The sequence below is a fragment of the Xanthomonas sp. GPE 39 genome (genome assembly GCF_000963005.1).
Classification (GTDB): domain Bacteria; phylum Pseudomonadota; class Gammaproteobacteria; order Xanthomonadales; family Xanthomonadaceae; genus Xanthomonas_A.
The window spans coordinates 2,257,590-2,281,026 of the sequence record NZ_JZHZ01000007.1 but is presented as its reverse complement, the minus strand read 5'-3'; the positions used below and the strand labels follow the sequence as shown (position 1 = coordinate 2,281,026).

Below are 23,437 nucleotides of genomic sequence, written 5' to 3'. Positions count from 1 at the left end.
GTTAAACCACTCGAGCGCGCAACAGGTCGTGAATGTTGAGCGCACCGACTGCGTGGCCGGCTGCATCGACCACGATCAGGCCGTTGATCTGGTGGGTTTCCATCATCCGTGCGGCCTCGGCGGCAAGCTGGTCGGTGCCGATTGTGCGCGGCTGCCGGGTCATCACCTCGGCGATACGGGTTTGGCGCACGTCCAGCGCGCTGTCCAGGGCGCGGCGTAGATCGCCATCGGTAAACAGTCCCAGCAGGCGATCATCGGCATCGACCACGGCGGTCATGCCCAGACGCTTGCGGCTCATCTCCACCAGTGCCTCGCTGAGGCTGGCGTCTTCGCGCACTTTCGGCAGTTCCTCGCCGCTGTGCATGATGTCGGTGATGTGCAGCAGCAAGCGCCGACCAAGGCTGCCTGCCGGGTGCGAGCGGGCGAAGTCGTCGGCGGTAAAGCCGCGCGCATCCAGCAGCGCCACCGCCAGGGCATCGCCCAAGGCCAGCGAGGCGGTGGTACTGGAGGTCGGGGCCAGGTCGAGCGGGCAGGCCTCGGCCGGTACGCTGACATCCAGGTGCAGATCCGCTTCCCGGGCCAGCGTGGACTGGGCGCGGCCGGTCATCGCGATCACCGCATTGCCCTGGCGCTTGAGCACCGGCAACAGCATCAGGATCTCGTCCGATTCGCCGGAATAGGACAACGCCAGAACGACGTCGGCGTCGGTGATCATGCCCAGGTCGCCATGCCCTGCTTCCCCGGGGTGAACGAAGAACGCGGGGGTTCCGGTCGAGGCGAGGGTGGCGGCGATCTTGCGCGCCACGTGCCCGGACTTGCCCATGCCAGTGGCGACCACACGGCCGTGCGAGGCCAGGATCAGCCGGCACGCGGCGGCGAAGGCGGCACCGATGCGGCCACCCACCGCCGCCAGCGCGGCTTGTTCGATCTCGACCACGCGGCGACCGCTGGCGATCAGGCCAACATCGCCGTGCGCGGTGGGAGACAGGGTCGATACATCCATGCGGGTGCCGGTCGGAGGGTAGAATGAGCGCCCATTTTAGGAGGAAAGCCCGGTGGACGCCGAAACCATCCGTAAACTGATCCAGGCGGGCCTGCCAGACGCGCACGTGCAGGTGCAGGGCGACGACGGCGTGCACTTCGAGGCCACCGTGGTCAGCGCGGCCTTCGCAGGCAAACTGCCGCTGGCGCGTCACCGCATGGTCTATGCCACATTGGGCCAATTGATGGGGGGCGCCATCCACGCGCTGGCGCTGACCACGCTGACCCCCGAGCAGGCCGAGCATCCGGCGCGTTGAGCGACCGTCTATCGCATTTTCATTTTCTCCATTTTCCACGAGACCCATGGCCAAAATCGTAGTGACCGGCGGCAATGCCCTGCACGGTGAAGTGAATATCTCCGGCGCCAAGAACGCGGTGCTGCCGATCCTGTGCGCGACCCTGCTGGCCGATGCGCCGGTGGAGATCACCAACGTGCCGCAATTGCACGATGTGATCACCACGGTGAAATTGCTCGGCGAATTGGGCGCGGAAGTCACCATCGATGAAGGCACGTTGGCACGCGGCAGTGCGATCACCGTGGATCCGCGCAAGGTCAATCAACACGTCGCGCCCTATGAGTTGGTGCGCACCATGCGTGCTTCGATTCTGGTGCTTGGCCCCTTGCTGGCCAAGTTCGGCGAGGCGGAAGTCTCGCTGCCCGGCGGCTGTGCGATTGGTTCGCGGCCGGTGGATCAACACATCAAGGGATTGCAGGCGCTGGGCGCGGAAATCAGCGTCGAGAATGGCTATATCAAGGCCAGCAGCCATGGTCGGCTCAAGGGCGGGCGCTATGTGTTCGATATGGTCAGCGTCACCGGCACCGAGAACGTGCTGATGGCCGCAACCCTGGCCGAGGGCACCACGGTGCTGGAGAATGCGGCGATGGAGCCGGAGGTCAGCGACCTGGCTGATTGTCTGATCGCGCTTGGCGCCCGCATCGAAGGTGCCGGGACATCGCGGATCGTGGTGCAGGGCGTGGAGCGCCTGTCCGGCGGCCGTCACGCGGTGTTGCCCGACCGCATCGAGACCGGCACGTTTCTGGTGGCCGCGGCGATGACCGGTGGCAGCGTCACCGTGCGTCGTGCGCGCGCCGACACGCTCGATGCGGTGCTCGACAAACTCACCGAGGCCGGTGCCAGCATCGAGACTGGCGTGGACTTCATCCGTCTGGACATGCACGGCAAGCGTCCGCGTGCGGTCAACCTCACCACTGCGCCGTATCCGGCTTTCCCGACCGACATGCAGGCACAGTTCATGGCGCTCAACTGCGTGGCCGACGGTGTTGGCGTGATCAATGAGACGATCTTCGAGAACCGTTTCATGCACGTCAACGAGTTGCTGCGCTTGGGCGCGGACATTCAGATCGAAGGGCATACCGCGATCGTGCGCGGCAGCGAGCGGCTCAGTGGCGCGCCGGTGATGGCGACCGATCTGCGTGCATCGGCCTCGCTGATTCTGGCTGGCCTGGTTGCCGACGGCGACACCATCATCGACCGTATCTACCACCTGGATCGTGGGTACGAGAACATCGAGGAAAAGCTGGGGGCGTTGGGTGCGTCGATCCGGCGGGTCGCATGATCCTCAGCGGCCGCTTCAGCCGTCGCCGCAAGTTGTTGCTGGCGATCATGGCGCTACTGCTGGCCTGGGTCGGCTATGCCTGGTATGCAGGGATCGCCATCACCCAGGGCATCGAAGAGCGCGACATGGATTGGAATGGCGATGGTCATGTCAGTCGCGAGGAAATCTGGCAGGCGTTCTACGCTGTCGGCGTGACCAAAACCCAGCAGGGCGCACGCCAGTGCAGCACGTTCTATTGGCGTAGTAGTGGTGCGCAGATTCGGGTGGATTGCCGCACCAGCTTCGCGCCGGTGGGTAATGCGGTGCAGGACGCAAAGAAGAAACCATAAGCGATGTCATCATCGCCTTGGCGTCGCCAGCGCATGGCGCTAGCGGATGTGGCGTGGTCTTGTCGCCGCAGTGGGGAGGAACAAGGCAGGCCGTGTAGCCCGCCTTGTTCATGACGCTTTGGATTCAGTTGAGTGACTTCATGACCAGAAGCACCGTTTGTTTGCCGTTTTCGATTTGCTGAATCCGTACCGGAGCTGGTGCGTCGGGCACGATCCATGCCAGGGTCTGCTTCGTACCGTCAGCGTTTGTATAGCTGATTTTGGTCGCATTCTCGGTCTTGCCGTTGAAGCTGACCGCTTCCTTGTCGACCACCTGATAGGTCACCTGTGCAGCTTGACCCAGATCCACAATGTGATAGCTCAGAGGATTGCCCGCGGTGACGTCGCTGACGATCGCCAGATTGATCAGCAGCGGACTCAGATCGCCAGCCGTCAGCGCCACTGGGCCGGTTTGATCGGAGTTAACGTCGCCAGACCAGGTTGCTTGCAGGCTGCTCCAGTCGTAGTCGCCAAGCACTTCGGTCTTTTTGAGCAAGGTCTTCAAGACATTGTCGCTGGTGAGCGGGCGCAAATGGCCAGTGGTTGTATCGAATACAGTGGTCTGGTTGAGTTCTGCCAGCAAACTTTTGACATCTAAATTATAGACCCACTGATTAGAATCGCCCTGCGTCAGGGTCATTGTGGCATTGGCTTGCGTGCCCATGTAGTTGGCTTGATATTTAGCTTGGAATGGTTGGATTGCCATAGCCGACAAGCTTGCCATGCTCAACACCGCTGCGGCGATGGCGGAGAGAGAACGTGAGATGCATGTCATGTTTAGATTCCTCGGTGCATTGATTAAGACAGATCGATACGGTCATCGGCTGTATTCATGCGTGTAGCCTGTACGCCGATGTCGGTACGTCATTAATGAGCTGCATGAAGTTTTTTTCGCCGCCAATCAATCAGTGGGATGTATGGCGATTCGCGCATTAAATATTGTGAATTAACATTTAACTGGTGAAACGCCATTTTGACGGCAGGGTGAAAATGCTATCTAAACATTCTTATGTCAACTTAATATTTTGTAAAAAAAATATAAAACTTTTCGAAAAGGGATGGTGCGCATTTTTATTTTCTGATGGCGATGCAATATGTGTTCAGTAACCGCGCGTGGCTGAATTAATCCGACTTGGCTCCTGGCATTCGTTGCCTGATGGAGACAGGGAGATGAATAAGGAAATCTTTGAAGAGCATCTCATCGGGCTGGATAACTCGATAACTCGATGGGTCGGTGCGTGGACCTTTATGAAAGTTATTCCATGTTCGTCTGCTGCAGCATGCTGGCGCGTGCAGCGTCACGCCGCTGTCGCCGACGATCACCGGCCCATGCGGGTCGCTTGTAAGGATTGGTGAAGAGCGACGAACGACATTGTTGCGCCGCCGTCTAGTGGTCTGTCATCAATCGCCCGGACAGGCCAATGCTTGTTGTATCTTTCGGCATCACCCTGCAATGGCACGTCGCTACGCCCTGCGAGATGATCAGTGGGATCACATCCGCGCGGTGGCGTTTCATCTGACTTCAGGCCAGGCGTCGGATATGAAAGGTGCCGATGCTGGTTGCCGCTTCTATCGGTCGGCGCCTTGCTTGCTGGCCGAGCCTATGACGGCTGCCGCGATCATGCGCGGCAGCAATACGTGAGGTGGCCGAGTGGCACGCCAGCGGCGCAACCGACCTGCGCGGGGCGGTTGCGCCGATGCAAAGCGGGTCTGTCTGGATCGCTGTATTGATGCGATGCCGCCGTGCTCAGTGCAGCGACTTGATCGTCAGGTCCAGGGCGTCCTGGCCGTTTTCGCGTTGCAGAATGCGCGCCGGCACTGGCATGTTCGGCACGACCCAGGCCACGATCTCCTTGGAGCCGTCGCTACGGCTGACTTTGGTCGCCTGTTCGGTTTTGCCGTTGACGGTGATCGCTTCCTTGCCCACGACGTGGTAGGTCATCGATTTTGCGCGACCCTCTTCGACCATGCGGTAGCTCGGAGTTTTGCCGGCGTTGACGTCGCGCGCGATCGCCAGGTCGATCAGCAGCGCATCCATGTCGCCGGGCTGCAGCTTCACCGGGCCCTGGCGATCCGGCTTGAGGTCGCCCGCCCAGGTGGCCTGTCCGCTGCTCCAATCGTACTTGGCGGTCACCGTCTTCTTCTTGATCAGGAACATCGAACGGTCTTCGCTACTGAGCGGGCGCAACTGGCCGCCCTTGTCTTCGAATACGGTGATCTGGCTCAGGTCGGCAATCTGATTCTTGATCGCCAAACTGTAGCGCCAGCGATTGCCGCTTTCTTTGCTCAGGGTCATCACGCCGTTGGCTTGCATCCCCATGTAACTGGCCTGGTAATCGGCAGTGAACGGTTCCAGCGCCAACGCCGGCAGACTGGCCAGTGTCAGTAGAGCGGCGGCGAGCGCGGATAGTGGTCGAGCGATACGTGTCATGTTCAGGCTCCTTGATATTCGGTCAGGCGCAGATCAATGCGATCTTGACCGTCTTCGCGTTGCAGGATGCGCACCGGCGTCGGCACGCCGTTGGCGATCCACAGGATGGTCTCATTTTTGCCGCCATTGGTTCGCCAAACGCGCAGCGCGTCGTAGCTAAGGTCGCCGACCTGCACGGTTTCGGTGTGGTCTGCGGCGCGGTAGATGTGTTCGCGGACACGGCCAACGTCGACGAAGCGGTAGCGCATGGTCTTGCCCGGTTGCGCATCGCGCATCAGCGACAGGTTGATAAGCAGTGCGCTCTGGTCGCCGGGCTCCAGCCGGATCGGTGCCCGACGGTCTTCCTTCAGGTCGCCGTCCCAACGTGCCACACCTTGGTTCCAATCGTAGGTGCCGGTGGCTTTCTTGCCGAAAAACAGCGCTTTCTTGACCGTGCTCTGGCTTTGCGGAATGTAGTGGTCGTCGTGGACGGTAAACACCGTGCTCTGCTCGATGTTCAAACCGAGGATGCTGGCAAAGCCGCTGCGCCCATGCACGTCCAGGTCCACACGCCACTGTTGGCCGTCGGTATGCGCCACATCCATCCGCGCATCGCCTGCTGGCCGGCCCTTGTAGCGTGCTTCGTAGGTCGCGACGAAGGGCTGCAATGGTGGTGGAGTCCATGCCTCGGTTGTTGGCGCTTCTCCCGCAGGCGGAGCCGGTGCGACGGGTGCAGCCTGGATTGGCGTATTCGTTGTTGGCGCCGCATGGTCGTGCAGCGTTTGTGCGTCGACGATGGGCGCCGACAGACACAGGCTGGATGCGACGAGGAGAGCGAACGGACGCGAAGCGAGCTTCATTGGATCGGCTGGCCTAGTCGGGAGGGAGTGACGGCATGGTCGCCATCGCGGTGGCGCGACAGCACGCTCACGGTTGCAGGATGTCCTGGCAATCTAGGCGCAGCGGACTAAACCGGCACTGACCGTCTAGCCAGACCCTGCCGTCGCGTTCAGTCAGACGCCCGGCGGCGGCCAGTTGCAGAACCGCGCACAGCAGCCGGTGTTCGTGTGGCAGTAGCCGTTGCGCGAGGTCGTCTGCTTGGTCGCCGGGTTGCACCGGCACGCGCACCTGCGCGATCACCGCGCCGGCATCCAGTTCCGGAATCACGAAATGCACGCTGGCACCGTGTTCCGTGTCGCCAGCGGCCAGTGCTTGCGCATGCGTATGCAGGCCACGGTACTTGGGTAGCAGCGAGGGATGGATGTTGAGCAGGCGTCCCGCGAAGCGATGCACGACGCTGGCGCCGAGGATGCGCATGTAGCCGGCGCAGACGATCCAGTCCGGGCATGTCGCGGCGATCGCCTCGCCCAAGGCGTGATCGAACGCGGCACGTTCGGCGAAGGCTTTGGGCTTGGCCGACCAGCGCTGCGCCGGCGCCACTTTGGTCAAGGCCGGCGCCTCGGGATGGTCGCTGAACACACCGACCACCTCGGCGTCCAGTGTGCCTGCCGTGATCGCGTCGAGAATGGCTTGCAAATTGGAGCCGCGGCCCGACACCAGGACGGCAAGTCGGATGGTCATCGTCCCGGCTCCCGCAATAGGGCGGGTGCGGTGGTCATGTTCGCCATGCGCATCCTCACGCCGATTGGGCGAACAATTGCTTGACCGAAGGCCGTGTCAGCACCAGCAGGGTAAACACGCCGAGCACGGTGCCGAACGGCATCATCACGCAGGATAGGCCCGCGACGATCACGCAGTAGGTGTGGCGGCGGCGCGCGCCGAGACAGCGCCCGGCATAGAGCATCGCCGTGGCCAGGCTGAGCCCGGCCACGATGAGTAGGCTGGCGATCACCACGAAGATCCAGGCGAACAGATGTGCCTGCTCTGCCTGCGCAGCGTTGGTTGCATTCATAGGCAGGCGGCCGTTGAGTATCATCAGGCCGATGCTCAGATGCAGCACCGGGATCAGCGCGAACACGCCGGTCAACCCGCCGATCACGTAATGGCCGATGCCGAGCATGCGCAGATGCTCGGCGTCCTGGTTCGGTGCGCCGACGATGGTGTCAGCCGATGTGGACACGCGCGTCCCCGTTGGCCGCCACCACTGCGCCAATTTGCCAGTGGGCCAGGCCATGGCCGTCCAGGCTGCGTTCCAGCGCGGCGACCTGGTCGGGCGCGGCTACCAAGACGAAGCCAATGCCGCAGTTGAAGGTGCGCCACATTTCGTTGTCGGCCACCGCGCCTTCGCGCTGCAGCCACTCGAACACTGGCGGTAGGGGCCATGCGCTGGCACGGATGTCCAGGCCCAGTCCGTCGGGGATCACCCGGATGATGTTCTCGCTCAGGCCACCCCCGGTGATATGCGCCATCGCATGGATCGCCTCGCCGTGCGCGCGTAGCAGCGCCAGGATCGGCTTGACGTACAGCGCGGTCGGTAGCATCAGGGCATCGGCCAGGGCGACGCCGCCGACCTGCAGATCGGCCGGGCGTCCGGCGCGGTCGTAGATGCGCCGGATCAGCGAATAACCGTTCGAATGCGGGCCGGACGAGGCGATGCCGATCAAGACATCGCCCTGGCGTACCTTGGCACCGTCGAGCAACTGCGACTTTTCCACCGCGCCCACGGTGAAGCCGGCCAAGTCGTATTCCCCGGGCGGATACATGTCGGGCATTTCCGCAGTCTCACCGCCGATCAGCGCACAGCCGGCCAGTTCGCAACCGCGGGCGATACCGCCGACCACCGCGACGGTGGTCTCCACGTCGAGCTTGCCGGTGGCGAAATAATCCAGGAAGAACAGCGGTTCGGCGCCTTGCACCAGCACGTCGTTGACGCACATGCCGACCAGGTCGATGCCGATGCTGTCGTGCCGTCCCAACTGCTGCGCCAGCTTCAGCTTGGTGCCGACGCCATCGGTGCCGGAGACCAGGACCGGCTCGCGGTACTTGCCAGACAGGTCGAACAGCGCGCCGAAGCCGCCCAATCCGCCCATCACTTCGGGTCTGAAGCTGCGTTTGACCAAGGGTTTGATGCGTTCGACGACGGCATTGCCGGCATCGATATCGACACCAGCGTCGCGGTAGGTCAACGGGGTGGCAGCGGAAGGCGGGGGAGTGGTCACGGGCGGTGGGTTCGGCGGAAAGATGGCGATTTTAACAGGCCACGTTGGCGCTACGGCCCCATTCGCGCAACAATTCGCCCCGGATACGCCGAGCACTGGACCCTTCGATGCGCCGCAGCCTTGCTTTTCTCTTGTCTTTCGCGCTGTGCCTGCCTGCCATGACCGCTCTGGCTCAGGCCGATCTGCGCACCGAGGGCGATGTCGCCAGCGCACACAGCCCTTACGAGGCCGAGGTGCCGGTCAACAGCCAAAGTGATGCCGACCGCAGCGGGGCGCTGGCGCGCGCGCTGGGTGTCGTACTGGGCAAGATCTCCGGCGACCGGGCCGTGATGTCGCGGCCGGGAGTGACCCAGGCGCTGCGCAATGCCAAAAACGTCGTCGATAGCTTCGACTATCGTCAGGACCAGGGCACCTCGCCCAGTGGCGCGCCGAGCTTCCGCACCATGCTGGTTGCGCGCTTCCGTCCGGAAGAGGTGGACAGCCTGGCCGAGGCGCTAGGTCTGCCGATCTGGCCGCAGCCGCGGCCCAAGCCGGTGGTGTGGCTGGCGATTGACGATGGCAGCGGCCCGCGTCTGGTCGCCGTACAGCAGGCCAACGCTGCGCGTAGCCTGCTTGATCGGGCCATCGAGCGTGGCTACCGGCTCGGGTTGCCCAGTGGTACCGCTGCCGAACAGGCGCTGGCCGGCGCGATCTGGCGTCAGGATACCGCCGCCGTGGCCAACGCGTCCGCGCGCTACAGCCCGCCAATGCAATTGATCGGCAAACTGTACCGCAGCAATGCCGGCGGCTGGACTGCGGATTGGACCTTCGTGGATGGCGGCAAAGTGCTGGCGACGTGGTCCACCAGCGACGCCGACGCGCGCCGCGCCATGGCCAGTGGTGCCGATGGCGCCGCCGATGTGCTGGTCAAGCACTATGCCAGGACCGTCAGCACCGGCCCGGCCGGGATTTATCGTGTGGTGATCACCGGCATTCGTAACGCCGACGATTACCTGCGTGCGTCCGCAGCACTGCAGAACGTGTCGGTGGTCCGGCGCATCGTGCCGATCCATGCCGAAGGTGACCGCCTGGAATTGGATCTGGATCTGCTCAGCGGCATTCCCGGACTGAACCGCATGCTCGGCGCCGACAGCGACTTGCAACCGATCACGACTCCGGTCGAAGGGCCGGTCGTCCTCAACACCGAGCCGACCGAGTACCGTCTCAAATGACGTTGTTTTCGCAAGTTGAGGTCGTGTTGTTTCTGCGCCGGTTGCAATGGCTGGCAGGCGTTGTCGCCGGCTTGTGGGGAGTATCGCGGCTTGCACCGATGCTGAGGCCAATGGCCCTGGCGCTGCCGCGCTTGTGTGGGACATTGCTGGCGCTGCCGCTGGCTGTGGTGCGCAAGGCGCTGCTGCACGATTTGCATGCGCAGGATCGGCAGAGCGCGTTGTCCGCTGGCGAGACTTCTAAGTTCCTCGCGTTGCTTTTGCACAGCCCCGCAAAGCTGTGAGCGTGCCGCAACTGCCGTTGGCCTTGCGCTATCCACCGGAACAGCGCCTGGATCGTTATATCGGTGCGCCTGCGGGGTTGCTGGCGCACCTGCAGGCGGTCGCGGCCGGTGTCGCGGCCGACTGGGTTTACCTGTCCGGTCCTACCGGTACCGGCAAGACCCATCTGGCGTTGGCGCTGTGCGCCGCCGCCGAGCAGGCCGGACGCAGCGCCGCCTACCTGCCATTGCAGGCCGCCACAGGCCGTTTGCGCGATGCACTGGAAGCGCTGGAAGGGCGCGACTTGGTCGCGCTGGACGGATTGGAGGCTGTCGCCGGCCAGCGCGAGGACGAAGTAGCACTGTTCGATTTCCACAACCGCGCGCGTAGCGCTGGCGTGACCTTGCTGTACACCGCGCAGGCGATGCCCGACGGTTTGGCCTTGTGCCTGCCCGATCTGCATTCGCGTCTGGCGCAGTGCACGCGCATCGCGTTGCCGCCGCTGGAGGATGCTGATCGTGCGGCGGTGCTGCGCGAGCGTGCGCAGCGGCGCGGTCTGGTGCTGGAGGATGCGGCGATCGACTGGTTGCTGACGCATGTCGGACGCGATCTGGCCGGTTTGATCGGCTTGCTGGAGCGTCTGGACCGCGAGTCGTTGGCGGCACAGCGCAGGGTGACGCTGCCGTTCCTGCGTCGGGTATTGCAGCGCTCTGCATCCGGGGCGGGCCAGGGGCCTGAACATGCAAACGGGTAAATGTCGTGGTGGCTCTGGGAGCCGCGCCAGGGGCGCAGCGTTTCAGCAGCGCTGAGTCTCGAGTTTCAACGCTTCATTCAGTTCGGCCAACCGTTGTGGCGTGCCGACATCGGTCCAACGGCCGCGATGATGCAGCCCGTGGATACGGTCCGCGTGCATGTGCGCGCGCAGGATCGGCGCCAGTGGGAAGCGTGGCGGCGTACCGTGGTCGCTGGACGGATCGAAAGCCGCCTGCCACTCGCGCAGCATGGCGGGTCGATAAACGCCGATGCCGGCGTAGGTCAACAGCGGCGCGCCGTCGCTGCGCAGGCGCGCATCCGGCAATAGTGCGAAGTCGCCGTGCGCGGCATAAGCCGGTGGATCGACCAGCACCAGTTGCGCCAAACCAGGCGGCTCTGCACTCAGTTGTGCGAAATCGAAATCGCTCCAGATGTCGCCGTTCACTAGTAAAAACGGTGCATCGCCGAGCAGCGGCAAGGCATGCAGCATGCCGCCGCCGGTTTCCAGTGGCGTAGCGCCTTCGTAGGAATAGACGATGCGCAGCCCGAACGCGCTGCCATCGCCGAGCGTCTGCGGGAATTGTTCGGCCAGCCATGAGGTATTGATGATCGCCTCGCCGATGCCCAGCGCGGCGAGCTTGCGCAGGTGCCAGACGATCAATGGCGTGTCGCCGACGCACAGCAGTGGCTTGGGCGTGCGTTCGGTCAGTGGGCGCATCCGTTCGCCGAAACCGGCGGCGAAGATCAGTGCCTTCATGTGCCGGATTCCGCGCGCTGTGCCAGTGCCGGCTTGATCCGCGTATCCAACAACTCCTGCAGCGGCTGCAGCGTGGGATGTCGTGGTAGCACCTCGTCGAGATAGCCGATGAAGCGCGGTACGTTGTCCAGGTACCAGGCTTTGCCATCGCGGTAGTTCAATCGCGCGAAGATGCCGAGATTCTTCAAATGACGCTGCACGCCCATCCAGTCCGCGTCGCGCAGGAACTGCGCCAGCGGCGGCAGCGCAATTCCAACGTGCAAGGCGCGTGCGTGATAGCGCGTCAGCCATGCGTCCACCTGCGCCAGTGGCCAGCTCACCGTGGTGTCCTTGAACAGACTGATTGGATCGTAGGCCACCGGCCCACGCACACAGTCCTGGAAGTCCAGTACCGCCGGACCGTCAATTGCCGGCATCAGGTTGCGCGGCATGAAGTCGCGATGCACCAGCACCTGTGGTTGCGCCAGCGCGTTCTCCATCAGTTGCCGTTGCACGCCGCGCAAGGCGGCGCTGTCTGCGGCGTCCAGGGTGAGTTGCAGGTGACGTTGTAGGAACCATTCCTCGAACAGGCCAGCGTCGCGCTGTAACAGCGCTTCGCCGAAGACACCCAGATCCGTCGGTGGTGCGATGGCCTGCAAGCGGAGTAACTGGCCCAATGCGGCATCGAATTGCGCATCGGCGGTGCTTGCATCGAGGATCTGCGCCAGGGTCGGCTGGCCCAGGTCTTCCAGTAGCAGGAAGCCGGCATCGATCTCCTGTGCCAGGATCGCGGGCACGCGGACGTCGCCGCTGTGCAACAGCGTGTGCATCCGTAACCACGGTCGCACGTCCTCCAGATCCGGCGGTGAGTCCATCACGATGCGGCTTTCCCCCGCGCCTTCGCTGCGCCAGTAGCTACGCTGGCCGGCATCGACCGAAGCGCGTTGCAGCGTTGCCTGCGGATCGTGCAATACCGCCCGTGCCCAGCTCAGGCGGTGCGCGGCACGTGTCGCGGTGGCGTCGGGAACAGCGGAATTGGCACTCATCGGCGGGCTGCGGTGGACATCGGTGGCACAGCGTAAACGCGCGGCACCGGCCTGGCGAGCGCTACCCGCCGCTCAGCGTTTGCTCGAAAACAGCCGCAGCAGTGCGAGCACGGCGATGGCACCGAGCACCGCGCCAAGGAAACCCGCCGGCTCGCCGCGTCTGTACCAGCCCATGTAGTGTCCGAACCAGCCCGCCAGCAAGGCGCCGGCGATGCCGAGCAGGATAGTGAACAGGCAGCCAGAGCGACCGCTGCTGGGGCCAAGGATACGTGCCAATAAGCCGACCACGAAGCCGGCCAGGATGATGTAGAGCCAGCTATCGCTGTCGAACAACGTGTGCATGGAAGCGTTCCGAGCATGGGAAGTGAGGCCGGATCCTGCCAGATCGGGTGCGCTGACGGCGTCGATGCCGGGTGGCCGGGCGTCAGGTCTTTCAGGAACGGTGCAGTTGCGCTGCCGCTCGCCCGGCCTTGCTGGTGAGCCTCAGCAGCAGCCGTGTCCGCCGTGTTGTTCGCCACCGGCCATCACCGCGCTGCCGGTGGTCTCACCGCGCAGGCTGGCGGCGTGATGGGCGGCGATCACCTGCGAGACACAGGCGGTCACCCGCTTGCCCATCGGAATATCAAGAAATTCGTTCGGTCCGTGCGCGTTGGAGTGCGGGCCGAGTACGCCGGTGATCATGAACTGCGCATCGGGGAACTTCTCGCCGAGCATGCCCATGAACGGGATCGAGCCGCCTTCGCCCATGTACATCGCCGGCTTGCCGAATGTGGCCTGCGAGGCGGATGCGATTGCTTCGCTCAGCCACGGCGCCTGCGTCGGCGCGTTCCAGCCAGAGGACGACTTCTCTAGTGTCAGCGATACTTGCGCGCCGCAGGGTGGATCGCGCAGCAACACGTCCTCGAGCAAGGTGCTGGCGTGCTTGCCGCTCAGCGTTGGCGGCAGCCGCAGCGACAGTTTGACCGCCGTCTGCGGGCGCAGCACATTGCCCGCCGATGCAAGTGTTGGCATCCCCTCGGCGCCGGTGACCGATAGTGCCGGGCGCCACGTGCGGTTGAGCACCAACTCGGCCAGGTCTTCGTGCATGGGCCGCATGCCCGCCAGAAATGGGAACTTGTCGTAGACCGTATCGCCGAGCACCTCGGCGGCCTTGCGTGCCTGCAGCCGCCGTTCGGCAGGAATGTCCACGTGCAGGCCCGCGATCTGGATCTGGCCGGTGGCCTCGTCCTCCAGTCGCGACAGTAAATGGCGCAGGATCCGGAAGCTGGACGGCACCACCCCGGAGGCATCGCCCGAATGCACGCCCTCACTCAGCACCTTGACGCTGAGATTGCCGCTGGCCAAACCGCGCAGCGAGGTAGTGCACCACAGTTGCTCGTAGTTGCCGCAGCCCGAGTCCAGGCACACCACCAGCGATGGATTGCCGATGCGCCCCGCCAAGTGATCGACATAGGCAGGTAGGTCGTAGCTGCCCGACTCCTCGCACGCCTCGATCAACACGACGCAGCGCGCATGCGCGATGCCTTGATCCTGCAACGCCTGGATCGCCGCCAGCGAACCGAACAGCGCATAGCCATCGTCGGCGCCGCCACGGCCGTACAGGCGCTCGCCCTTGAGCACGGGGGTCCACGGCCCCAGGTCCGCATCCCAGCCGGTCATTTCTGGCTGCTTGTCCAAGTGGCCATACAACAGCACGGTATCCTGGCCGGCGGCGTCGCTGCTTGCCGGCAACTCCAGGTAGAGCAACGGCGTGCGTCCCTGTAGTTGTACGACCTCCACCTGCAATCCGGGGATCGCTTGCGCCTTCGCCCACCGTTGCATCAGTTCCACTGCATCGGCCATATAGCCGTGCGCGACCCAGTCGGGGTCGAACATGGGCGATTTGTTGGGAATGCGGATGTACTCGACCAACTGCGGGACGATGTCGTCGTCCCATTTTTCGCTGAGGAAACGCGCGATCTTGGCGTTGTCCATGGGAGTGCTCCAGCCGTTTTTATCCAGATACCCATCCATTCTACGCTTGGAGTTGAGTGTAGGGGTTTTCCTACACTACGACGCGTCGTTTACCTGCTTTTTCCTGAGTGTTGTAGCGATAGGATGTACCCATGTGGAGAGCGATGCTGATCGCGCCGGTAAGGAACGCCCCGGCGAAGTCCTCATCTAAGTCACAAGGAGTGTTGCTATGCAGTCTTTTATCGTAGTGCTGAAGTCTATGGTCGTTGCGTTGTTGTTGTCCGGATCCGCATTTGCTGCGGAAAAAGTCAACATCAACTCCGCTGGTGCGGCGGAAATCGACCGGGTATTGATGAACGTTGGGGCTTCCAAGGCCCAGGCGATCGTCGATTACCGACAGGCACACGGGCCCTTCAAAAGTGCCGAGGAACTGGCGCATGTGAAGGGGATCGGGCTCAAAACGGTCGAACGGAACCACGACCGGATTGATGTAGGGGCCATGAAGGCCGCTACGCCGACGGCAGCCAAGACGGTAGCCGCCAAGCCGGTGAAAAGGCAGTAAAGGGATTTCAAGGAGAGGATAGGGTTGGCGCTGGATGCGCGGCCACGACCTTGCTGAGCAGGATGCTTGCGGGATGGCAGGACGCCGACATGGAAGTACATCATCGCCCGGTGGTGCACATTGACGTGCAGCCGGGCGATGTTTTTTGGTGGGTGGTTTGCCGACGTTGTGAATCCACATCTCCAAAATGATGTGAGCGCTGCGATGAAAGACGATGTAGTGCAATCCGTGCATGCGCGGCACGATGCAGGTATGGCGCTTGGAATCGTGCAGAATGCACTCATGGATTGGTGCAACCTCTCTGCGCGGGTGATTCCCGCCAACAGTTATCGCCGCGAACGCTGGCGCAACGGACTCGGTTGGACCTGGGAAATCCTCTGCTTGCCGATGTCAGGCGAGCAGTGGGTGTTGCGCCTGTCGATCGCCGAGATCGAGCAGGACGCCGCGTTTTCGGTTTTTCCAGGAATTGATCGCGAGCTGGTCCTACTGCAAGGCGAAGGTGTGCGCCTGTGTTTCGAGGATGGTGTCCAGCACGTGTTGCAGCAGCCTTGCGCACGCTTGCGCTTTGCAGGCGAGCGTCCATTACGTGGCGAACTACTCGCAGGCCCGACCCACGATTTCAACGTCATGTGGCGTCGTGACCGCGTGCGCACGCAGGTGCTGCACCGGCCTCTGGTTGGGTCAATGCTGTTCTTTGCCGAACCCGGAGTTGCCTGGATCGTTTACTTACTTGCAGGGCAGGCACACTTCGACGACGCCAGTGGATTGCCGCCGCTAGAAGCTGGCGACAGCGCATGGTTGGCTGCCGATGCGCGACAGCGCTTTGCTTTGAGCGGCGGTGGAGAAGTCTTGGCAATCCGGATCGAGCCGCTCACCGCATCTGCGGATTGACGTCAGGCACGGTTGTGCTGTGCTTGTGGCGCTGAATATTAGCTCGTCCAGTGTGCGAATATGTTCATGCTGGCGCTGTACAGCGGGATATGACGGAGCCACGAAAAAACGGTGGTGATTGGCTGCGTGCAATGAAAGCGCTGCGGCCCATGGATGGCGTGGTATCGACCTAAGGGTATTGTGGCGACGGAAAAAGCTAGGCGACGATTCGCTGGTGCTGCAGTGGACTTGCACTTTGAGCGGCAAGGAGTATTTGTTCGGGCCGCAACGTCTCGGCACTGCGGTCGCGCGTTGAATCCAATGGCGATGGCTCCCTCGAAGTAGGTCATGTCAAAGTGTGCACCGTGAGTTCGCGAGCGACTGGTATGGATGCGATTAAAGTCCGGATAGAAGTATGCGTTGCAGTAGGGTATTTCGAGTCGCTTGCGGGCAAGCCAGATGGTGTCGCGGTGCAAACACGATGCAACGGCAAGCGCGATGCCATTTGGACGGCTGATTATTGATAGAATCGCGCCGAAACTGGGACATAAAAAAGGAGTCGAAAATGAGCAAGCCGTTGTATGCAAGTATGCTTATGGTGGCCGTCGCGTTGTGCGGTTGCACGGGCGCAGGTTCGGGGGCTGGCGCAGCGGCGCAGGCGTCGGCTGCGCAGGGGGCGGTGGCGATTCGGCAGATTCTGCTGGGCGGGGAAAGCGGTACGCTCAATGCGGGTCAGCCCCCTAAGCCGGTTACGCCGCAGACCACGGTGGTCGCCACTGTGGCGTTGAATGCTGCCGCGCGCGAGCCACAGCCTCTCTCGCTGCGCCTGATTGATGTGTCCAACGGCAAGACGGTTGGCGAACAACATGCCGTCATCGCGGCAGGGGCGGAGTCGGCGCGTTTCGAGTTCAAACCAGCACAATCCTGGACGTCGGGCCGGCATCTGCTGGAGGCCCGCCTGGGTCAGGCAGGGAAAGTCTTCCAGCGCGAATTCGATGTCGTGCCGGAAAACGCGGGCGGTCACTCTGCACCGGGTGCGTGAGCGCTCCGCGCTGTAGCGTCCTCAAGTGCAGATAGGAAGGCGCGCAGGTCGCTTTGCTCCTGTGTCGTCAGCGTGATCGGGGTGCCGCGCGTGAGGCTGCGGTAATAGATTTCCCGTTGTATTGCCGCATCCAGAGACGGCACACTGCCGTCGTGCATATAAGGCGCGGTGCGGGTGACATTGCGCAGCGTGGGCGTGCGGTAGGCCGACAGGTTTTCGCCTTGGCCGTCCACGGCGAAACGCCCTAGCGCCGCCATCTCCGGATCCGAGAGCACCAATTCGGCAAGCGGAATTCCCTGCTGCCGTTTGGCTTGAAAGGCCGCGATGGTGGTTTTTACGTGGCCTGCCAGTTGTTCCAGGCCGACATTGGAGTGATGAAAGCGATTGTCGGTGAAACTTGCCGGCGTGCCGTCGAGCCGATGGCACGCCGCGCAGTCGGCTTTATCGCGGAAGATCGCCAGGCCGCGCTGTTCTGATTCTGTCAGCGCGCTGGTGTTACCGGCGGCATAGGCATCGTAACGGCTATGCCCGATGGCGACAGAGTTGAGATAGGCTAGGATCGCGCGCGAAATGCGCGCCTCATCGATGTTGTCATCGCCGAAGGATGCTTGAAAGCGCTGCCGATAGGCTGGTTGGCGGCGCAGTAGGTCGACCACTGCCGCCATGTCTGGCTGCGCCATTTCCGCTCGGTTGGTGAAAGCGGCGACCGCCACGCGTTGAATATGGTCTTCCCGCCCATCCCAGAAGTAATGCTGGAAATACGGCAGGTCCAGCAGGCTGGGCGCATTACGTGTGCCGACACGGCCGCCGTCCAGATGCGGAACCGCCTCGGGTTGGGTGAAAGCATAATCCGCACGATGGCACGTTGCGCAGGCCAGTGTGCCGGTCGCACTTAATGAAGTGTCATGGAACAGCGCACTGCCAAGCGCTGAGGTGGCTAGAGCGGCCTGATGTTTTTCTCGCTGCTGCAGGGAGGTGAGCGCATAGGCTGCAGCCCCGATGGTGAGTGCGGTCCCTGCAAGCAGGCCGAGCCAGACGATCCGTCGCATATGGAGGTGGAAATGTTGTCGGGAGTTATCTAGTATAAAGGAGCCGGGGGGCCAGGATCATTCCGCTTACGAGCGGCTGCCAATTGATAGTTCATAGGGGAAGATGTCGCATGGAAAGGCGATTGATGGAGCGTGTTCTATCGTTTGGTAAGGCGGCCCAGGGTATTCGGTGGCGTGTCGCAGGCTCACTGGGTGTATTGATCGGCTTATTGCTGTGTTCGCTGTGCGCGTTGGCGACGTCCTACGTGTACGACGCGGGCGGGCGGCTGGTTGCGACCAGCAACGATACTGGCGGTAGCGCTCGCTACAGTTACGACAATATCGGCAACTTGGTCGCGGTCGATACGATTGCCGGCCAACTGGCGATTTTCGCCTTCAGTCCAGGGCGTGGCGCGCCAGGCACATCGGTCACGATCAAGGGCCAAGGCTTCAGCGCGACCGCCAGCCAGAACGCGGTCCAGTTCAATGGCGTGGCGGCGACAGTATCGACTGCCAGCAGCACCGAACTGACCGTGGTCGTACCCTCCGGCGCCACCACCGGCCCCATTGCGATCACCGTTGGCAGTGCTACGGCCAGCAGCGCCATGAACTTCGTCGTGGACCCTGCAGCAACAGCTCCGACCATCGACACAGTCGCGCCCACCTTGCTGGCGATTGGCGAATCGGTCACCGTCACGGGTAAAGGGTTTTTGCCGGCGCAGGGGCAGACCTCGACCTTGCTCAACGCACGCCAAGTATCGCCGACGACATTATCGAACACCGCGATTGTCTTCCCGGCACCGGCCAACGTTGGCAGCGGTAAGGTCACCGTGACCACGCCATATGGTTCTGCGACAAGCGCGCAGGATGTGGTGGTCGTTCCGCCATTAGTCGATAAGACGCAGATTGAATCGATCAAACGCTTGACCATTGGGGGTGCACCTCAGCCCATGAGTGTCACTACAGCGGGAAATTCGCTTGCGGTGCTCTACGATCTGACGGCCGGCGATTATCCAAGTCTGCAGTTCAGTGGGTTGGGTGGGGTATCGGTCAACTACACCGTTTATGGCCCGACGAACGCTACGCTGGCCTCTGGCTGGGTGAATGTCAAAAATCCTAGTGCGCATCTGCCAAGAACTTCGGTCAGCGGCACCTATATGGTGCTTTTGCAGCCGTCCCAGGCACCTGCGACGTGGCAACTTGCGGTCGAAAAAGCAGTGTTGCTTGGGGTCGATGGGGCTGTTTTAGCTCAGCCACTCACCGGCACCGCACAAAGCAAGCGATTCGTTTTCAACGCAGTAAAAGGTCAGAATCTTGGTCTTGGCCTGAGCGACATCGTTGCATCTACATATATTACGTTGCAGGTTATTGATTCTATTGGGTCTGGTGTGGTTTACCGGGATTGCTATGTATCCAATCACGGCTGCCAAGTGAACCTATCCAACTTGCAGGGGGGAGCCTATACCGTTTTGGTGACGCCGCTTTTAGATGGCGACCAGACGATGCAGTTCAAGGCTACGCTCTCGACGGATTTCGTCGGCAACCTGCCGTTGAACACAGCCAAGGTGATGAGCCTGACGCGGTATGGACAAAATGGCCGATTGACTTTCAGCGGCAAAGCGGGACAGCAGGGACTGGCGCTGCAAGTCTCGGGGCAGAGCACCATGCCGACCAATGCCAATGTCTATTACACAGTCTACGCGCCGGATGGGTCGCTGTTGAACATCACGACGGTGGCGGGCAGTTTGAGCGGGTCATTGAGTCTGTCCAAGTTGCCTGTGGACGGTGTGTACACGGTTTTTGTCGATCCGTATTACGGTGAGACTGCCAACGCGACCCTACTTTTCTCCTCGCCTATCACCGACACCATGCCGGTTGACGGCACGCCAGGCAGTTACACAACCACCGAGCCTGGGCAGAACGTATCTCTGAGCTTCACCGCCATGGCGGGGCAGAAACTTGGGTTTGCGCTGAGCGATATCGTGACGCCGAATGCGACGTCCCCCATCTATCTGCAAGTGCGCGATTCTAGCGGCACTGCGGTGGCCTCCCAATATTGCTACGCATTCAATCAAGGCTGTCAGGTCAACCTGTCCAGCCTTGCTGGAGGCATGTACACCGCAATCGTGTCGCCGCCGTCGGACGGGGACCAGACGATGCAGTTCACGTCCACGCTCTCGGCCGATCTCGCCGACAGTTTGTCGTTGAATACGGCAAAGGCGATGAGCTTGATGCGGCGTGGGCAGAATGCTCGCTTGAGTTTTAGTGGCAAAGCGGGACAGCAGGGATTGGCGCTGCAAGTCTCTGGTCAGAGCACGGCGCCGGCCAGTGCCAATGTCTACTACACTGTCTACGCTCCGGATGGATCGCAGTTGAACAGCATGGTGGTGACGGGGAGTGGGGTCTTGAACCTTTCCAAGCTGCCTGCTGACGGGACGTACACGGTCTTCGTCGATCCGTATTACGGCGAGACAGCCAGTGCCACCGTGCTGCTTTCTGCGCCGATCACCGATACCGCGCCAGTCGACGGCACGCCGGGCAGCTATGCGACGACCATGCCCGGGCAGAACGTATATCTGAGTTTCACCGCGACGGCAGGGCAGAATCTAGGTTTGGCGTTGAGCGATATTGTGACGCCCAATGCGACGTCGCCTATCAATTTGAAAGTAAGCGATTCCGCAGGTAACGGTGTCGCCTACCAGTCTTGCTACGCATCCAATTACGGCTGTCAGGTGAACCTGTCGAACCTGGCGGGCGGGACGTATACCGTGGTGATGTTGCCGCCGTCTGACGGAAGCAACATGATGCAGTTCACGTCCACGCTCTCGGCCGATATCGCTGACATCATGCCTTTGAACACGGCCAAGGCGATAAGCCTGACGCGGCATGGTCAGAATGCTCGCTTGAGTTTCAGTGGCAAAGCGGGACAGCAGGGATTGGCGCTGCAAGTCTCGGGTCAGAGCACGGCGCCGGCCAGCGCTTCTGTCTACTACACAGTCTACGCACCGGATGGGTCGCAAGTGAGTAGCATACTAGTGTATGGAGCCGGGACCTTGAACCTGTCCAAGCTACCTGCGGACGGGACATACACGGTCTTCGTCGATCCTCATTATGGCGAAACAGCCAATGCGACTCTGCTGCTTTCGGTGCCAATCAACGACACCACGCCGGTCGACGGCACGCCTGGCAGTTATGCCACCACTGTGACCGGGCAGAACGTGTCTCTGAGTTTCACCGCCATGGCGGGGCAGAGCCTCGGTTTGGCGTTGAGCGACATCGTGACGCCAAATACGACCTCGCCCATTTATCTGCTAGTGCGCGATCCCAACGGCACTCCGGTGAGCTATCAGTATTGCTACGCGTCCTATCACGGTTGTCAGGTGAACCTGTCCAACCTGGTGGGGGGGACGTATACCGTGGTGATGTCGCCGCCGTCAGACGGGGACCAGACGATGCAGTTCACGTCCACGCTCTCGAGTGATCTCGTCGACAGCCTGCCGTTGAACACGGTAAAGGCGATAAGCCTGATGCGACATGGGCAAAATGCCCGTTTGAGCTTCAGCGGCAAAGCAGGGCAGCAGGGACTGGCACTGAGCGTTTCTGGGCAGAGTACGGTGCCTGCCAATGCGTACGTCTACTACACAGTCTACGCGCCGAATGGGGTGCTGTTGAACAGCGTGCAGATTACTGGAAGTGGTGCCTTGAGCTTGTCCAAGTTGCCTGCGGACGGTACGTACACGGTTTTCGTCGATCCGTATTACGGCGAGACGGTCAATGCGACCGTGCTGCTCTCAGCGCCCATCAACGGCACAACGTCTATCGACGGCACGCCAGGCAGTTACGCCGCTACTGTGCCGGGGCAGAACGTTTATCTGAGTTTCACCGCCACCGCGGGGCAAAATCTCGGATTTGCGTTGAGCGACATCGTGACGCCGAATGCGACGTCGCGCATCTATTTGCAAGTTAGCGATCCGAGCGGTATTGCAGTGGCTTCCCAGTCCTGCTATGCGTCCATTAACCGCTGTCAGGTGAACCTGGCCAACCTGGTGGGAGGCACGTACACCGTGGTCATGTCACCGCCGTCTGATGGTGACCAGACGATGCAGTTCACGACCACGCTCTCGGCCGATCTTGCCGATAGCCTGCCGTTGAACACGGCCAAGGCGATGAGCTTGACACGGCGTGGTCAGAATGCTCGCTTGAGTTTCATTGGCAAAGCTGGACAGCAGGGGCTGGTGTTGCAAGTCTCTGGGCAGAGCACGGTTCCGGCTAGTGCCAATGTCTACTACACGGTGTACGCGCCGGATGGGTCGGAATTGAGCGGCATGGCTGTGGGAGGGATGGGAGGGAGAAGTGGTGCCTTGAGCCTGCCCAAGCTACCTGTGGACGGGACGTACACGGTTTTCGTCGACCCGCATTACGGCGAGATGGCCAATGCGACCGTACTGCTCTCCGCGCCCATCAACGGCACTACGCCGGTCGACGGCACGCCGGGCAGCTACGCCACCACTGTGCCGGGGCAGAACGTGTATCTGAGTTTCACAGCTATGGCGGGGCAGTACCTTGGATTTACGTTGAGCGACATCGTGACGCCTAATGCGACGTCGCCGATCAATTTGCAGGTGATTGATCCTACAGGTAATCCTGTGGCCTACGCGTCTTGCTCCGCTTACTATCACGGCTGTCAGTTGAGCCTTTCCAACCTGGTAGGAGGTAGATATACCGTGGTGTTGTCGCCGCCGTCGGATGGCGACCAGACCATGCAATTCACAGCGGCGCTCTCGACCGATCTCGCCGACAGCCTGGTGCTGAACACGCCCAAGTCCATGAGCCTGACGCGGCGTGGGCAGAATGCCCTCCTGAGTTTCACTGCGACGGCGGGGCAGAGTCTGGGATTGGGGCTGAGTGACATCGTGACGCCGAATGCGTCGTCGTTGTCCTTGCAAGTCTTCGATTCCAGAGGGACTGTTGTGACCACTCAGTCTTGCTACGTGGTCAATAACGGTTGCCAGGTCAACTTGTCCAACCTGGCGGGAGGCACGTATGCAGTGGTGGTGTCGCCACCCTCGGATGGCGACCAAACGATGCAGTTCACGGCCACGCTCTCGGCGGATCTCGCCGATAGCCTAGCCCTGAATACACCCAAATCCATGAGTCTGACGCGTCGAGGGCAGAACGCTAGTCTGAGTTTCAGCGGCACCGCTGGCCAGCAGGGACTGGAGTTGCACGTTTGGGGGCAGAGCATGTTGCCGCTCAATGGCAATTCTTCTGTTTACTACACGGTCTATACCCCGGATGGGTCGCTACTCGGCAGCATGGGGGTGACGAAGAGTGGAGTATTGGTGTTGTCCGAGCTGCCGGCGACTGGTGTGTACACGGTTTTCGTCGATCTGATACGCCCAGGGTTCCCTAGACATCTCAAGGCCATGGAAAATGGCTAATTCGGAGGTGTCCATGAGCAG

General features: G+C 61.8%; 24 protein-coding genes. 12 read left to right on the top strand and 12 right to left on the bottom strand.

Features of this window, described 5'->3' with window-relative positions; all coding sequences use genetic code 11:
* Window position 1 precedes the first annotated feature (1 nt).
* Window positions 2–1,003 (bottom strand): KpsF/GutQ family sugar-phosphate isomerase, encoded by a 1,002-nt coding sequence (locus XALGPE39_RS09600; RefSeq protein ID WP_045727990.1) that lies wholly within the window; start codon window positions 1,001–1,003, stop codon window positions 2–4.
* 52 nt (window positions 1,004–1,055) lie between these two features.
* Between XALGPE39_RS09600 and XALGPE39_RS09595 the strand changes: the two genes are divergently transcribed.
* Genes XALGPE39_RS09595 through XALGPE39_RS09585 form a run of 3 tightly spaced genes read left to right on the top strand, consistent with a single transcriptional unit; the run spans window position 1,056 to window position 2,948 of the window.
* Window positions 1,056–1,298, top strand: coding sequence for a BolA/IbaG family iron-sulfur metabolism protein (locus XALGPE39_RS09595; protein ID WP_045727989.1), 243 nt, complete (start codon window positions 1,056–1,058; stop codon window positions 1,296–1,298).
* Window positions 1,299–1,344: 46 nt separating this feature from the next.
* A complete protein-coding gene (gene murA, locus XALGPE39_RS09590) occupies window positions 1,345–2,619 on the top strand; it encodes a UDP-N-acetylglucosamine 1-carboxyvinyltransferase (RefSeq protein ID WP_045727988.1) in 1,275 nt (424 codons plus the stop codon).
* Window positions 2,616–2,948, top strand: coding sequence for a hypothetical protein (locus XALGPE39_RS09585; RefSeq protein WP_045727987.1), 333 nt, complete (start codon window positions 2,616–2,618; stop codon window positions 2,946–2,948). The genes murA and XALGPE39_RS09585 overlap by 4 nt, the downstream gene beginning before the upstream one ends.
* A gap of 124 nt (window positions 2,949–3,072) precedes the next feature.
* Here the strand turns inward: XALGPE39_RS09585 and XALGPE39_RS09580 are convergent, their stop codons facing one another.
* On the bottom strand, window positions 3,073–3,762 hold the full coding sequence (locus XALGPE39_RS09580) for a DUF3108 domain-containing protein (protein WP_045727986.1): 690 nt from the start codon (window positions 3,760–3,762) through the stop codon (window positions 3,073–3,075).
* Window positions 3,763–4,157: 395 nt separating this feature from the next.
* Between XALGPE39_RS09580 and XALGPE39_RS15685 the strand changes: the two genes are divergently transcribed.
* Window positions 4,158–4,343, top strand: coding sequence for a hypothetical protein (locus tag XALGPE39_RS15685; RefSeq protein ID WP_152624871.1), 186 nt, complete (start codon window positions 4,158–4,160; stop codon window positions 4,341–4,343).
* A 97-nt stretch (window positions 4,344–4,440) separates the two neighbouring features.
* Window positions 4,441–4,629 carry a hypothetical protein gene (locus XALGPE39_RS09575; RefSeq protein ID WP_045727985.1) on the top strand — a complete coding sequence of 63 codons (189 nt, stop codon included), beginning with the start codon at window positions 4,441–4,443 and terminating at the stop codon, window positions 4,627–4,629.
* 105 nt (window positions 4,630–4,734) lie between these two features.
* Here XALGPE39_RS09575 and XALGPE39_RS09570 read toward each other — a convergent pair whose 3' ends face one another.
* The 5 genes from XALGPE39_RS09570 to purM all read right to left on the bottom strand — a co-directional run bounded on the left by XALGPE39_RS09570 (window position 4,735) and on the right by purM (window position 8,483).
* Window positions 4,735–5,418 (bottom strand): DUF3108 domain-containing protein, encoded by a 684-nt coding sequence (locus tag XALGPE39_RS09570; RefSeq protein WP_045727984.1) that lies wholly within the window; start codon window positions 5,416–5,418, stop codon window positions 4,735–4,737.
* 2 nt (window positions 5,419–5,420) lie between these two features.
* Entirely contained in the window at window positions 5,421–6,257 is an 837-nt protein-coding gene (locus tag XALGPE39_RS09565) for a DUF3108 domain-containing protein (protein WP_045727983.1), read from the bottom strand.
* A gap of 67 nt (window positions 6,258–6,324) precedes the next feature.
* Window positions 6,325–6,978, bottom strand: coding sequence for a phosphoribosylglycinamide formyltransferase (gene purN, locus XALGPE39_RS09560; RefSeq protein ID WP_045727982.1), 654 nt, complete (start codon window positions 6,976–6,978; stop codon window positions 6,325–6,327).
* Window positions 6,979–7,033: 55 nt separating this feature from the next.
* Window positions 7,034–7,477 (bottom strand): hypothetical protein, encoded by a 444-nt coding sequence (locus tag XALGPE39_RS09555; protein ID WP_045727981.1) that lies wholly within the window; start codon window positions 7,475–7,477, stop codon window positions 7,034–7,036.
* The gene (purM, locus tag XALGPE39_RS09550; protein WP_235429893.1) at window positions 7,461–8,483 is read right to left on the bottom strand and encodes a phosphoribosylformylglycinamidine cyclo-ligase; all 1,023 of its coding nucleotides are present in this window, start codon (window positions 8,481–8,483) and stop codon (window positions 7,461–7,463) included. The genes XALGPE39_RS09555 and purM overlap by 17 nt, the downstream gene beginning before the upstream one ends.
* 128 nt (window positions 8,484–8,611) lie before the next feature.
* On the opposite strand from purM, the gene XALGPE39_RS09545 reads away from it, so the two are divergent.
* The 3 genes from XALGPE39_RS09545 to hda are packed head-to-tail and all read left to right on the top strand — an operon-like array spanning window position 8,612 to window position 10,739.
* Entirely contained in the window at window positions 8,612–9,727 is a 1,116-nt protein-coding gene (locus tag XALGPE39_RS09545; RefSeq protein WP_045729107.1) for a DUF2066 domain-containing protein, read from the top strand.
* On the top strand, window positions 9,724–10,008 hold the full coding sequence (locus XALGPE39_RS15680) for a hypothetical protein (protein WP_152624869.1): 285 nt from the start codon (window positions 9,724–9,726) through the stop codon (window positions 10,006–10,008). Before XALGPE39_RS09545 ends, XALGPE39_RS15680 begins: the two co-directional genes overlap by 4 nt.
* Window positions 10,005–10,739: a DnaA regulatory inactivator Hda gene (gene hda, locus XALGPE39_RS09540; RefSeq protein WP_045727979.1), complete on the top strand. Its 735-nt coding sequence runs from the start codon at window positions 10,005–10,007 to the stop codon at window positions 10,737–10,739. Before XALGPE39_RS15680 ends, hda begins: the two co-directional genes overlap by 4 nt.
* A gap of 42 nt (window positions 10,740–10,781) precedes the next feature.
* On the opposite strand, the gene murU is transcribed toward hda, so the two are convergent.
* The 4 genes from murU to XALGPE39_RS09520 all read right to left on the bottom strand — a co-directional run bounded on the left by murU (window position 10,782) and on the right by XALGPE39_RS09520 (window position 14,494).
* Window positions 10,782–11,495 (bottom strand): N-acetylmuramate alpha-1-phosphate uridylyltransferase MurU, encoded by a 714-nt coding sequence (murU, locus tag XALGPE39_RS09535; protein ID WP_045727978.1) that lies wholly within the window; start codon window positions 11,493–11,495, stop codon window positions 10,782–10,784.
* Entirely contained in the window at window positions 11,492–12,520 is a 1,029-nt protein-coding gene (locus tag XALGPE39_RS09530; RefSeq protein ID WP_045727977.1) for a phosphotransferase, read from the bottom strand. The genes murU and XALGPE39_RS09530 overlap by 4 nt, the downstream gene beginning before the upstream one ends.
* A gap of 72 nt (window positions 12,521–12,592) precedes the next feature.
* Complete coding sequence (locus XALGPE39_RS09525) at window positions 12,593–12,862, bottom strand: GlsB/YeaQ/YmgE family stress response membrane protein (RefSeq protein ID WP_045727976.1); 270 nt, start codon at window positions 12,860–12,862, stop codon at window positions 12,593–12,595.
* Window positions 12,863–13,003: 141 nt separating this feature from the next.
* Complete coding sequence (locus tag XALGPE39_RS09520) at window positions 13,004–14,494, bottom strand: M20 family metallopeptidase (protein ID WP_045727975.1); 1,491 nt, start codon at window positions 14,492–14,494, stop codon at window positions 13,004–13,006.
* 208 nt (window positions 14,495–14,702) lie between these two features.
* Here XALGPE39_RS09520 and XALGPE39_RS09515 point away from each other — a divergent pair, with 208 nt between their 5' ends.
* The 3 genes from XALGPE39_RS09515 to XALGPE39_RS09505 all read left to right on the top strand — a co-directional run bounded on the left by XALGPE39_RS09515 (window position 14,703) and on the right by XALGPE39_RS09505 (window position 16,947).
* Window positions 14,703–15,035, top strand: coding sequence for a helix-hairpin-helix domain-containing protein (locus XALGPE39_RS09515; RefSeq protein ID WP_045727974.1), 333 nt, complete (start codon window positions 14,703–14,705; stop codon window positions 15,033–15,035).
* Between the two features lie 282 nt (window positions 15,036–15,317).
* Window positions 15,318–15,926 carry a HutD family protein gene (locus XALGPE39_RS09510; RefSeq protein ID WP_045729106.1) on the top strand — a complete coding sequence of 203 codons (609 nt, stop codon included), beginning with the start codon at window positions 15,318–15,320 and terminating at the stop codon, window positions 15,924–15,926.
* A 544-nt stretch (window positions 15,927–16,470) separates the two neighbouring features.
* Entirely contained in the window at window positions 16,471–16,947 is a 477-nt protein-coding gene (locus XALGPE39_RS09505; RefSeq protein WP_045727973.1) for a hypothetical protein, read from the top strand.
* Here the strand turns inward: XALGPE39_RS09505 and XALGPE39_RS09500 are convergent.
* Entirely contained in the window at window positions 16,926–17,996 is a 1,071-nt protein-coding gene (locus XALGPE39_RS09500; protein ID WP_045727972.1) for a cytochrome c peroxidase, read from the bottom strand. The two genes, XALGPE39_RS09505 and XALGPE39_RS09500, sit on opposite strands and share 22 nt — an antisense overlap.
* A gap of 110 nt (window positions 17,997–18,106) precedes the next feature.
* On the opposite strand from XALGPE39_RS09500, the gene XALGPE39_RS09490 reads away from it, so the two are divergent.
* Complete coding sequence (locus tag XALGPE39_RS09490) at window positions 18,107–23,416, top strand: IPT/TIG domain-containing protein (protein WP_082061875.1); 5,310 nt, start codon at window positions 18,107–18,109, stop codon at window positions 23,414–23,416.
* Window positions 23,417–23,437 lie beyond the last annotated feature (21 nt).